Here is a 13,001-nt window from a genome sequence, read left to right as displayed (position 1 = left end):
CTTTTAAAAGTTCACATTTAATCCAACGAGGAAAGTACGGGGCTGTGGTTGTACTGCCCAGTCGATACCCAACTGCGAATTCTTCACCGACTGGTTCTGCGACTCCGGATCAAGACCGGAATAATTGGTGACCAGGAAAAGATTTTGTGCGCTCACATACACCCTGGCGCTGCTCATCCGGGCTTTTTTCATCAGGGAAGATGGGAACGCATAGCCGAGCGTAATATTCTTCATACGAATGAACGATCCATCTTCTACAAAACGATGTGATACCTCACCGTTGGTCAGGCTACCCGGTACGGTAGGATCATTGAAAACCGCTTTAGGCACATCGGTGATGGTATTTTGTGGCGTCCACCTGTTGAGCGTACGTACGTCGCCGTTATTGTAGCTGCTCATACGCTCCAGCATACTCCGTGTTTGATTATATACTTTGTTGCCATACGACCAGTATAAAAAAAAGCTGAAGTCGATGCCCTTATAGCCAAAGGTGTTGGTGAGCCCACCGGTATAATCCGGCAACGCATTTCCTAAAATCACGCGATCTGCTGCCGTTATTTTTCCATCTTTATTAATATCATCATACATCATGTTCCCTGTAGCCGGGTCTACCCCTTTACTACGATAGCCAAAGAAAGAACCAACAGGTTCGCCTACACGAAAAATGCTGGTAGGCAAACTGGTGGAGAAAGAACCCGGTAAGCTCTCTGTGAAATCAGAGCTGGAAGGGTCACCGGCAATAGTTTCAGGGAGGCTCGTAATTTTATTCCTGTTGAAGTACAGGTTAAAATTGGTGCTCCAGGTAAACTTGCCCCGGATATTATCGGTGTTGATGGCAATCTCCAATCCTTTGTTCATAAGTTGCCCGATATTGGCACCATTGGTACGTGCAAAGCCAGAGCTATAGGGAAGATCCAGTTTAAAGATCAGGCGGTTGGTTAACTTACGGTAAGCATCTACTGTTACATTAATCCTGTTGTCCAGGAAGCTGACATCGAGGCCCAGGTTGGTAGCTGTAGTGGCTTCCCAGCTCAGGTCCACGTTAGATAAAGAGGTAGCAGCAATCCCGGCTTCTGTGCCGTAATTATACCCGGTAGAATAAGTAGCCAGCGAGGGGAAATCGTTGCCCAACCCTTCGTTATTACCAGTAACACCAATACTGGCCCGCAGTTTCAGGTCGTTGAAAAAGCGTTGCTGCTTCATAAAATTTTCATTGATGATACGCCAGCCGGCGGATATGGAAGGAAAAAAGCCATATCTCTTATTGGCGCCAAAACGGGAAGAGCCATCCGTGCGCGCCACTCCTTCCAGCAGGTAACGATCGTCATAGTTGTAGCTCAGCCTGCCGAAATAAGATACCAGTCCCCACTGCGAGCGGTAGTCTATGGGTGAAGAAAGCGACGTAAACCCGGTAACAGCTTGTATAATATCTGTAGAGTTGGTATTGCCGGATACCCCGATCCTGCGTACGCTGGCCTCTTGTGCGCTTTGTCCGAGCAAAGCGGTTAATTTATGTTTTCCTTTTAGCTTCGGCACATACGATAGGGTATTTTCATTCACCCATAAAAACTGTGTAAATACAGATACAAAGCCGGTAGCAGCGGAGCCATTGTTCACCAGTTTGGACTGGTAGCGATCGTCGGTCACCTGTTGATTGTCGAAGCCCAGGCTGGTTTTAAACTTCAGCCCCGGTAAAATGGTGTATTCTCCAAACACGTTGCCGATATAGCTGTTGACGATCGACTGAAAACGCAGGTTGTTCGCAATCATGACAGGGTTAGTCCACCGCCGGTTGGGATCCGTATAGTAGGTACCGTTAGGATTGTAAATCGGGTCATTGGGGTTTTCAATCAGCGCCAGTGCCAGCACAGACTGTCCCGAAAAGCTGTTGTCCATGCGGTTATTGATAGAGCGTACGCCTGTAAGGTTGACGCCAATCTTCAGTTTATCAGAAGCGGCAAAATCGAAATTCACGCGTGCGTTGTAGCGTTTGAAATGCTGTACCCCCACAATAGTACCTGTTTGATCCAGGTAGCCTAATGATACGTAGTGCGACATTTTACCATTACCGCCGGAGATAGATAAATTATAATTGGAAACAGGCGCAGATCTGAAAATAGCGTCCTGCCAGTTGGTATTACGACCGGTATTCACGATGGCCGGATCGGGCGCCAGTCCGGCATTTACCCGCGATTCTTTAAACAGCTCCACGAACTGTTCTCCATTGAGCAATGGCAACCGTTTGGGAATATCTGCCACGCCGGTGTACATGCTGAAATTAAAACGTGACTTCCCTTCAGTACCTCTTTTAGTGGTGATGAGAATGACCCCGTTGGCGCCACGGGAGCCGTAGATGGCGGCGGCGGCCGCATCTTTCAAAATTTCCACCGATTGTATATCATTGGGATTAATGTTATTGGTGGTGGTAATGCGTTGCCCATCCCCGGAGATGCCATACTGTGCGGCGGGCAGGTTGCTCATGGGCACACCATCGATCACATACAAGGGGCGGTTTTCCCCGAACAGGGAGCCGTTACCACGGATACGGATATACGTTTCATCGCCGGGTGCACCGGAATTCTGTACTACCTGCATGCCGGCTGCTTTTCCCTGCAGGGCTGCATCCAGGTTGGTCACTGCCACACCTGCCAGCTCACTTCCTTTCACGGAGGTGATAGCGGAAGTGACATTCTTTTTTTGCTGGGTACCGTAACCCACTACTACCAGGTCATTCAGCGACGCGCTTTGTGGCTTCAGCACAATACGCAGGGATTGAGATCCAATCACGATAACTTCTTTTGATTCAAAGCCTACATAGGAGCATACCAGTATACTGTTTTCACCGGGAACGGCCAGCGAAAAATTTCCCTGTCCGTCAGTGGTGGCGCCAATGGCGGTGCCTTTTACACGAATGGTTACACCGGGTAAGACCTGTCCTTTTTCATCTGCAATGCTACCCGATACCGTGAGGCGCTCCCCTTCACTTTTATTGGATGCAGGCGTTTCTTTCTTCGTTACCACAATAATTTTATCCGCCACTTCATATTGCAAAGAAAGCTTGTCCAGGAAGGGTTTCAGCACCTGCTGCCAGGGTTCATTCTTACATTCCAGCGATACACTGTTGAGTGCCGGAGATGCTTGTCCTCTCCAGATAAAAGAGTAACCGGTTTGTTGTTTAAACAGGGAGAATACTTTTTCCAGCGGCACATTTTTAACGGCAATGGTAACATTTTGCGCATCGCTGCAAAGGGGCAGCAGTGCTACGATCAGCATTATCCATAGCGATTTGGCCGGCAGTCGCTTTATCACAGCGCACATACCAAGGGTAAGGAACTTCATATTTTTCGGTCGTGGATTTAAACGTTAGTAATCATAACTCGTGGAAGCGGTTAGCATGCTATTCCCCTGCCGAGGGCCCTCAGCACGGTTTTTCAGCTAGCGTATACGTGGTGTATGCTTGCAATAATCAGGTCATGGATTATTTCATTTAGATGATCATTTAATTGGCAGCCTCGTAAGGCAATACAGTTATTACTTTTCCCTGCATCTTAAAACGAACGATTTTGGTTAGTGCCAGTGCTTTCAACAATTGTGGAATCGGTGCGCTGCGGGCAATGATACCGGACAGTTGTACAGAAGACAGATCTCCTTCGTACTTCACTTCCACATCATACCAGCGGGCAATTTCCCGCATAATGCTGCGGATATCGGTTTCGCGGAAATAAAACTCTCCATTCTTCCAGCCCAGTGTTTCGGCCATATCCGGCTGACGCACCTGTAACTGACCGGAAACGCTGTGCCATACGGCCTGTTCTCCCGGATGCAGCAGCATGCTGGCATTTATTTTTACGGCCCCCTGTACCAGGGTGGTTTTTATGGTTTCTTCATCGGCATAGGCCATTACGTTAAACGCGGTACCTAACACCTGTATGTCCATGCCTTTGGTAGCCACGACAAATGGTTTCTTATCATCTTTTGCCACATCGAAGTAGGCTTCTCCCGATACTTCCACTTTCCTCGTATCTGCTGTAAAAGCGGCAGGATAGCGGATGGAGGAAGCTGTGTTGAGCCATACTTCTGTACCATCAGGTAAGGTAAGATGATATTGGCTACCATGGGGCGTTTGCATTGTATTAAACATGGTGGCGCCATCCTGGCCTGCAGCAGCATGGTAAGCTAATGCACCGTTGGCCAGCTTCACTACCTGCGTGTTGCCCTGTTGTGCAATAGTGCCTGTACCGGCACTATCAAGCGATATGCGGGAGCCATCTCCCAAAATCAACACCGGATGATTGGAAGGCAAAGTTTGCCCCGCCAGCACTGGTGTACGGCCTGGCTTGCGTGAAGACCATCGCCAGCTCATCGTAAATATCAATCCAAAGAGGACGGCGGCAGCCGCGTATTTAAACCAGGAACGCGAAATTAATGGTGCTTTCAAACGGTGAATCACCGGGTTCATTGCTTCCTGTTGCCGCACCTTTTCGATAATCTCAGCAGCCATTTCTGCGGCATCATAATCTGCCCGCTCCGCAAATGCAGGATCAGTAAAAGCATTTTGCAGCAATTGCGATAACAACGCCTTATTCTCCGGCAGCATGGCCATGGCCCTGAACTGTCGCAGCGCTTCGGCAGATAACCCGCCGTTCATATATTGATGGAATAATGCTTCAAATGTTTGGTCAGACATACGTGGTGGCAGATTTTAACGACGCCGTAACTTCCCCTCTCCTATAAGGACGAAAAATAAAACAGGGGTAAGACAGTCATCCTAAAAAATAATTTGACAGGAAAAGTAACAAGATAAAAACGCCCTCCGCATGATGGCGCAGGTACTCCCGGATACTACGTAAAGCCCGGACAATATAGGTTTGGGAACTGACTACGGAAATATTCAGTTGTTGGGAGATCTGTACATGGCTCAGGCCATTAAAACGATGCAATACAAATACCTGCTTTACTTTTTCCGGCAGCTCTTCAATGGCAGCCAGCAGCATTTTCTCCAGCTCTTTGTATTCCAGGCTGCTCTGTGCATCGCTGAAAGATACTGTTGCCAGGTGATCCGTCAGCATGTCGAGGTTATCCGTATGCAACACTTTTTTCCGCACATGATCCATGATCAGGTTGCGGGCACACACATATATAAAGGTGCCGGTGTTTTCCACTTCCGGTAGCTTCTCACGGCTATTCCATAATTTCACGAAGATATCCTGGGAAAGGTCTTTGGCCTGCTCCGGTGACCGGGTAAGCCGGAGGGCTGTACCATACACCTGCGGCCAGTATTGCTGTACCAGCACCTGGAAGCTCCGCTCATCTCCGGCTGCAACGGAGAGCAATAATGCCTTTTCATTAGCGTGGATCAATGGTTGTAGCAGTTAGTCATACGGGTAGTAATACATGAAAATAATACAACCGTCGCTAATTTGCAAAACGCTTTTACGCTTTTACGTTTTTGGGGCTAAAAACGTTGTCACTGGCGATCCAGCTGCTCCTGGAAAATTTCCAAGAACTGCCCTACATGATAACCATCCATCAGCGCATGATTTACATGTACAGATACGGGCATTACCTTCCGCCCGTGTTTGGCAGTCATCTTCCCAAAAGCAATTTTCGGGCAGCTATCTTTAAAAGAAAAACTACGGGCATGAGATACGGAAGTAAAATTAATCCAGGGCATAGAAGAATAATGGATCACATTTTCACCGGATACCGCAGGTACCAGGCCGGTGCTGTTCCGTACCCGTTCTGTTTCCCGGGTGCTGTGTAGCGCAAACTCATTAAAATCTTTATAGTAATCCATGTAGGCAAACCCAAAGGTGCCATCCGGGCGGTTAATAGTAGGCGATGCATGTACATCGTCGTATACCCATACGGCATCATCAACGATCCGGTAACGAAAGGGCGTTACTTCATTAGCCGCCACCAGCGATTTATGCAGGTACCACAGAAAAAAGGAGCTATTCGTGGCTTTTGCCTGCTCATAGGCCACCGTTACATCTACTTCTGCACAAACGCCAAAAAAGGGTTCTTCAAAATGGCCAAAGAATTGAAAATGATCTTTCCTTGGCCAGGTATCCAGGTTTAATAATTGTTTCATGCTATTAACTGTGGCAATAGTTCTGTTACCGTGGTAAATTGATAAAAACGGGGATCTTCAATAGTGGCATCCACATGCTCATGTGCCCAGGTGGTATGAAACGGAATATGTACTGCATGGCCCCCGATAGCCAGTACCGGCATCACATCCGACTTCAGTGAATTGCCGATCATCAGGAATTCATCCGGACGGCAATCCAGGTGCTTCAGCAATTTGGTGTAATCCGCCTCTTTTTTGTCGCTCATAATTTCTATGTGATGGAAATAATGTTCGAGACCGGACTTTTTCAACTTGCGTTCCTGGTCTAACAGATCACCTTTGGTAGCCACTACCAGCCGGTATTTCCCCGACAATGCCTGCAATACGCCTTCTATTCCATCCAGTAATTCTATGGGCTTGTTCAGCATTTCCTGGCCGTATTCAATCACCTTATGCAATATCTCCGGACGGGCCGTGTTTTCTGTTACCCGCAGCACCGTTTCTATCATACATAACATGAAGGCTTTAATGCCATAGCCATACAAAGGCAGGTTAGCCATCTCCGTTTTAAATAATTCCTGCGACACGGTATGATGCGGCAGGTAGTCTTCCAGCAGGCTGCAAAAGCGGGCTTCTGTTTCCTGGAAATAAGGTTCATTTACCCAAAGTGTATCGTCGGCGTCAAAGGCGATGACGCTAATATGATTGATCATTGTTATTTTTACATTTTACGGATGCAAAAATAAACCGCACCACTGAATTAAACGGGACAATTGTCCCAACCCGGAGATATGTTACGTACGAATCAGGAATTTTTAAATTTTATGGAAACATATGCCGTCAATAACCCGGCGGTAGTACAAAAATCCTTTGCCCCCGGTGCGCGGCTGATCCGGCAGGGCGATACCATCCGGCATGTATATATGATTCTCGATGGTATCACCAAGTGTTACATAGCAGAAGATAACGGGAAAGACTATATTTTCGAATTCCTGGGTAAAGGAGAAATCACCGGAGAACTGGAAGCGATCAACAAAGGTGCCTGCCTGTGTAATATTGAAGCTATTACACCGGTACAGGCATATGCCATTCCGCATTCCCAATTCGCGGCGCTGGTACAAAACAACCCTACTTTCAACCAACTGCTGTTGCAGGAGCTGGCCACGCGTATCAGTCAAACCTGCATCCGCGCCTCCTATCAGCAACTATACCCCCTGGAATACGCCCTGCTCCGGCTGCTCACCCTGGAAGCCGATCAACATCTGCTGCTGGCCAAGAGAGATATGGCTGCCTACCTGGGCATTTCTGTCAGAAGCTTTAACCGTACCCTGAAAGAATTAAGAGAACGGAACATCATGCATACCACCGGGTTACATATCGATTTAACCAAACAACAACTGGAAAATATTTTAAAACGGTTTGAAGAATAACCGTTCTACCCCACCTGCCATAATCCCGCCATCGGTTGCATAAATATTCCCGAAATTAATTTTGCCAGGTCATAAAAATGACCTTATTTTATTTCACCCAAGTAACACCAGGACCACTCAAAATAACCACTCAAAACAAGTGTCATGAACACCCTTTTGTGCCCCTGACCGGCAACCTGAAAAGCTTTCTACGCTCTCATTATAACCAATAACTACCTACTTCTTATGCAAAGTAACTATCAACGTTTCCTTGGCCCGGTTTTCAAAAGAGCGCAAATTGCCGCACGCCGGGCGGAAATAAAACGACAATCCGCACTCCTCGGAGGAAAGGAAGGATTCCAAACTTTTCTGACAGAAGAAATTCTGGCCGACGAGCAACCCGTTACCATTCCGCCGGAATTTAACGGGAAAGATTATGTGACCTTTCTGCTGCACATAGATGCGGAAATTGAGCATGGGCTGATGCTGCAATACCTCTACGCCGCCTACAGCCTGGGTGGCCCACAGGTGCCGGAAAAATACCGGGACCAGGTGAGCGCCTGGCAGGAAGTGATCCTGGGCATTGCGAAAGAAGAAATGGGACACTTTGTATCTGTACAAAATGTATTGAAACTCATTGGCGCCCCATTGCATTTCGAAAGACAAGATTACCCCTGGGATACGCCATTTTACCCGTTCCCTTTTAAACTGGAACCACTGACCCTCGACTCACTGGCCAAATACGTATATGCCGAAGCACCCGCCAGCTTCATTGAAAGCAATGATCCGCTGGCCGTAGAGATCAGGGACCGCGTACATGCAGAGGTAGCAAACCCTAATACGGTAGGCGCCCTGTTTCATGTGTTGCTGCAACTGATACAGGACCCTAAAGTAATCAGTGATGCGGTATTCCAGGCCGACACCTATCCTTTCCAGGCCAAATTTGATGAATGGGGCCGCGGATATAAAGGCGGGCAAAGAGGCAATACCCGCCATGGCAATCCTGCCGGCGCACCGGATGTACTGGTAATGCCACTGGCCAGCAGGGATGATGCATACGATGCCCTTAATGCCATTGCAGAACAGGGAGAAGATAATACGACGGAATCCGGCGAACCTTCGCACTTTATCCGCTTTAAAAAAGTGTATGAAGAAATGAGCGCGGTGATAAAGGAATCCGGCGGCGCCTGGAGCCCGGCCAGGCCCGTAGCCGTGAATCCTTATATACCCTCCGATACAGACGACGAAAGCGCCGATCCTTCCGAAGGACAAACATCCGACGAAGAACGCGATAAAATCACCAATCCGGAAGCACAAAACTGGGGACACCTCTTTAACCTGCGTTACCGGATGCTGTTGAATTTCCTCACACACAGTTTTGTACTGGAAGATGGATTAAACACCGCCGGTGACATGACACCGAGAGGGCTCATCATTAATTCTACTTTTGGAGAAATGTATAACCTCCGGAGCATCGCTACCGCTATGGTACAAATGCCATTGCACACCGGTGGAAGCAATAAAACTGCCGGACCGCCTTTCCTTACCCCTTACACGCTGGCATTGCCCACCGGAGAACATAACCGCTGGCGTACACACGCTGACCTGCTCCAGGCTTCCGCTACCATCATCCAAACGTTGCTGATGATAACACCAGAACAAAATCACCGCTACCTCTATGCGTTGAAAGAAGCAGATCATAAGCTGTTACACATCATCAAAGACATGCTGGCCGTTAACGCCTGATATTCACGCTAAAATTACTGTTATGAAAATCACTGAAGTTCGCATACTGCCCCCATTTGCCATTGCCCGGCTGGGTTCATCTCCCACTCCCGTAGCGGCATACGACCTGGAAGTACCTGCACACAAACCTTTGGGCTTCCGCAAAATTGTACCTCAACCTACTTTTACCATAGATCCCACTACACATGAGTTAAGTGTGGATACTCCTAATGAGATTATTTTTAAAGATGCCCTCAGCACCACAGATACCAGCGGTACGATCCGCCCGGTAGCGCCTTTCCTGGAAGTGTTTGCCGTTACCGATACCCAACCGGGTGTGCTGATACCACTCACCCCTGCCCTGCTGCAACAGGCAGGACTTAGCCTCGAAGACCTGAAATGGGAAGTACACCTGCACAACTCCAAGATCATGCGCAGGACCGGTGACCCGGATGATAACATCACCGCCAGCGCGGTGATTCAAAATGATTTTGCACCACAAAAAATATATGGGCGGTGTAAGAATTTCATCGAAGGGGCGCGGCTACCACTGGGAACCTTACAGTTCATAAAGCCTTCCTCCCAATTTCCGGGTATCCGTTTCCGTTATACTCCCGGTGGCGGTAAAGTATACGGTGCCTCCCAATATAGCATCAAAGCAGAAGGACAGGACCCTACCCCTGATCCCAATATCAAAAACTCGGCGTATGTGATATATAACCCCGATAAACCCTGGGCCCATTATAGCGAGTCTCCCAACTTCAACCCGAAGTATACCATGCCGGCGCAGATCTTTGCCGGCTACTCCGACAGCGCCGGTAATCAGCATAGCTGGGGTTATATCGATGATGAATGTGACGGTACGGTTAGCGTTACCGTAGGCCCTGGCCTGGTAGCCAGTGCACACGTATGTGCCGGGCCGCCAGCCTTTGCGCCGGATATACTCCCTATCCGCGCCATCTCCGATGAACTGGAACTAATCCTGCTGGGCACAGACAGGGACGGTGAAGTGTCTATTGAGGAAGCAGAAGAAATCGTACGTCGCGCCTTTGAATCCATTTCCCTCATGAATACCGCCGTGATGAACGGCAACCCGATTAACGGCAGATGGAATGTGGCCAGCACCATGGTACGGCAGGACACCAACGACTTTGGCCGCTTATACGAGCCTATCATGGCAGGTTCTATTGTAGACAACCTGGCATTGCAAGCCCTGCATGAACGCGTATTCAACGGACTCAGTACCGGCATGGCCGCCTGGTTTGCAGATGCATTGCGCCGCCCCGACAAAATCGGCGACCTGTCCGACAAAGAACGGCGTAAAATGCCGGGCCTGATGCGGGGCGCCGATGGCCGTGGTTTAACACTCACCTGGCGCATGATCAATACGGTGATAAAAGCAGCCGCTAATGCCATGTTTGAAGACAATAACGTGAACGGACATACGCTAACAACATCCTATAGCACCGGCATCCCGATCAATGACTTCTCCTCTCAAATACATTACCGCGGCGAAGGCAACCCATACAGCGTACTTTCCAGGGCGGCTATCTCCAACTGCTTCCCCGGACTGGAATCTGATTTCAGAAACCTCTGGCGCTATATTTTTGAAGGGCTAACCATCAGCGAAAATGATAACTATGTGCTGGAAGAAACACCGGCCCTGAAAGGATTGGCGGGTCGCCGTATCGTTGGCATCAATGGCAGGCCTACCATGGTAAAGGGAGAAGGACCTGTATTCCCCGGCGGCGATAACGTGGCGCTTACTACCACCGACAACCCCAATGGTGCTGCGTTCATGGAGTGGTCGAACTTCATTGCTTCCCTGGGTCTGAAAGCCGGTGATACGGTTACCCTGCACTTCACTCCCGGCGAAGCCAATCTCCCGGTGCTGGTGACCGCAAAACAACTGGAGAATACCACTAACTTCCCCACCTTCCCCTTTGTGGTCAGGGAGATTTTCACCCACAATACGGCTGCCATTTCACCGGATATGCTTCGTCCCGGAGAGCTCACACAAGGGTTGTGCGCACCGTGGCAAAACGACTACCGCGAATGCGCCTGTTACTACTGGGCCGCCACCCGGCCGGACTACGTAAACATTACTCCCGGCGAAAATGGACTCAGCAAAGGAGATATGTGGCTGGCGAAAAGACGCACCGGCGAATATATACCGGATAACCGGGTAGACAGCCGACTGTTTTCCTACAACGACTTATTCCAGAACTGGGAAGGTGAACTCAATTTTATCATCAATGGTCGCGATGCCCTCAGTAGTGGCATTACCCCGCACATGCCCACTGATGGCCATCACATTGCCGGCGGCGGAGCAGATACCTTCCCCTGGAAGAAGAAAGAACAACAACAGGAGGTTACCACGGATAAACGAAAAAAACAATAATCATGTCTGCTCCTTCTCCCTCAAATACGACCAAACATCCACTTAACATGATTGCCAGGGAACTGGCATTGCAGATAGCCCGGCAATCTTTGCCGGGCTCTTCCCAGATACACATCGTACCATCTACCGGCCGTACGCAGTTACTGGTAAGCAATGGCAGCCGCCTGCACATCATCTCCCCGGAAACAGCCCAATATTTTCAGCAACTCATCGCAGAACAGGATGAACACGGGATTGAGACAGCATTAACGCATTTCGGCTTCCGGCAACCCGCACTGATTGATGATACCCCGCTGAGTAGTCCGCCGGTATACGCACTTTCCCTTGCCATTGCACAGAAATGCAACATGGGCTGTACCTATTGCTACGCCGACCAGGGCGACTTTGGCGGACCCGCGAAAAATATGCAACTGGATACCGCGCTGCAATCCATCGACTTGCTGCTGAAAGATGCCGTGCCCGGAGGCAAGGTACAACTCACCTTCCTCGGCGGAGAGCCATTAATGAACCGTGCTTCCCTGCGGGCCGCCACCTTATACGCCGCCAACGCCGGCGCGAAAAAAAATGTGCAGGTCAATTTTTCGCTGACCACCAACGGTACCCTGCTCCGGGAAGAAGATGCCGCTTTTTTTGAAGAACATGGCTTTGCCGTCACCATCAGCCTGGATGGTATCGGCGCACAACACGATCAGCAACGCCCCATGAAAAACGGCGCCGGATCGTACCAGCGCATCATCGAAAAAATACAACCGCTGCTGGCGTTACAGCAACGGATGCAGGTATCCGCCAGGGTCACGGTAACGCCTACCCAAAAAGATCTGGGTAATACGTTGCTGGAGTTTGTTCAAATGGGCTTTCACAGCGTTGGCTTTTCACCGTTACTTCGCGCTGCCAACGGCCGCGATGAAATGACAAAGCAGGACCTGGAAATAATGCTGGAAGGCATGATTGCCTGCGGGCTACTGTTTGAACAACATGTGATGCAGGGTAAGCGCTTTCCATTCTTGAACATGATCAATGCATTAAAAGAAATCGCCAAAGGCACACACCGCCCTTACCCATGCGGCGCAGGAGCCGGGTACATGGGCGTTTCCGCCGATGGAGACCTGTTTGCCTGTCACCGTTTTGTGAACGAAACCGCCGGCAGCATGGGTAATATCCGCGATGGTGTAGATGCCACGCTGCAAAACAACTGGCTGGCCTCCCGGCATGTACACCAGCAACAGCCCTGCAATAGCTGCTGGGCCAAATATTTGTGCGGAGGTGGATGCCATCATGAAGTACTGGAAAAAGGCCGCCACGCCTGTGATTACATCCGTGGCTGGTTACATTACACCATGCAGGCCCACGAACGGTTAAGCCGGCTGGCGCCTGACTGGTACAAATAGCTACA

9 protein-coding genes are annotated in these 13,001 nt (G+C 49.5%); 4 read left to right on the top strand and 5 right to left on the bottom strand.

Annotated features, from left to right (window positions below; all coding sequences use genetic code 11):
- Positions 1-3 precede the first annotated feature (3 nt).
- The 5 genes from J7623_RS27965 to J7623_RS27945 form a co-directional block, all read right to left on the bottom strand.
- Positions 4-3,339 (bottom strand): TonB-dependent receptor, encoded by a 3,336-nt coding sequence (locus J7623_RS27965; protein WP_291927344.1) that lies wholly within the window; start codon positions 3,337-3,339, stop codon positions 4-6.
- 160 nt (positions 3,340-3,499) lie between these two features.
- Positions 3,500-4,687, bottom strand: a complete 1,188-nt coding sequence (locus tag J7623_RS27960) for a FecR domain-containing protein (RefSeq protein ID WP_291927341.1) — start codon at positions 4,685-4,687, stop codon at positions 3,500-3,502.
- 76 nt (positions 4,688-4,763) lie between these two features.
- The gene (locus J7623_RS27955; RefSeq protein ID WP_291927338.1) at positions 4,764-5,360 is read right to left on the bottom strand and encodes a sigma-70 family RNA polymerase sigma factor; all 597 of its coding nucleotides are present in this window, start codon (positions 5,358-5,360) and stop codon (positions 4,764-4,766) included.
- Positions 5,361-5,467: 107 nt separating this feature from the next.
- Positions 5,468-6,094 carry a chloramphenicol acetyltransferase gene (locus J7623_RS27950; protein WP_291927335.1) on the bottom strand — a complete coding sequence of 209 codons (627 nt, stop codon included), beginning with the start codon at positions 6,092-6,094 and terminating at the stop codon, positions 5,468-5,470.
- Positions 6,091-6,786, bottom strand: a complete 696-nt coding sequence (locus J7623_RS27945) for an HAD family hydrolase (protein WP_291927332.1) — start codon at positions 6,784-6,786, stop codon at positions 6,091-6,093. The genes J7623_RS27950 and J7623_RS27945 overlap by 4 nt, the downstream gene beginning before the upstream one ends.
- A gap of 111 nt (positions 6,787-6,897) precedes the next feature.
- Between J7623_RS27945 and J7623_RS27940 the strand changes: the two genes are divergently transcribed.
- The 4 genes from J7623_RS27940 to J7623_RS27925 all read left to right on the top strand — a co-directional run bounded on the left by J7623_RS27940 (position 6,898) and on the right by J7623_RS27925 (position 12,996).
- On the top strand, positions 6,898-7,503 hold the full coding sequence (locus tag J7623_RS27940) for a Crp/Fnr family transcriptional regulator (protein WP_291927329.1): 606 nt from the start codon (positions 6,898-6,900) through the stop codon (positions 7,501-7,503).
- A gap of 225 nt (positions 7,504-7,728) precedes the next feature.
- Positions 7,729-9,228 carry a ferritin-like protein gene (locus J7623_RS27935; RefSeq protein ID WP_291927326.1) on the top strand — a complete coding sequence of 500 codons (1,500 nt, stop codon included), beginning with the start codon at positions 7,729-7,731 and terminating at the stop codon, positions 9,226-9,228.
- 22 nt (positions 9,229-9,250) lie between these two features.
- Positions 9,251-11,608 (top strand): hypothetical protein, encoded by a 2,358-nt coding sequence (locus J7623_RS27930; protein ID WP_291927323.1) that lies wholly within the window; start codon positions 9,251-9,253, stop codon positions 11,606-11,608.
- Positions 11,609-11,610: 2 nt separating this feature from the next.
- Complete coding sequence (locus tag J7623_RS27925) at positions 11,611-12,996, top strand: radical SAM protein (RefSeq protein WP_291927320.1); 1,386 nt, start codon at positions 11,611-11,613, stop codon at positions 12,994-12,996.
- Positions 12,997-13,001: the final 5 nt, after the last annotated feature.

Origin of the sequence: Chitinophaga sp. (assembly GCF_017745275.1) — a bacterium.
GTDB lineage: Bacteria > Bacteroidota > Bacteroidia > Chitinophagales > Chitinophagaceae > Chitinophaga.
Note: the sequence above shows the minus strand (reverse complement) of the source record. Positions and strands in the feature narration are given on the sequence as shown.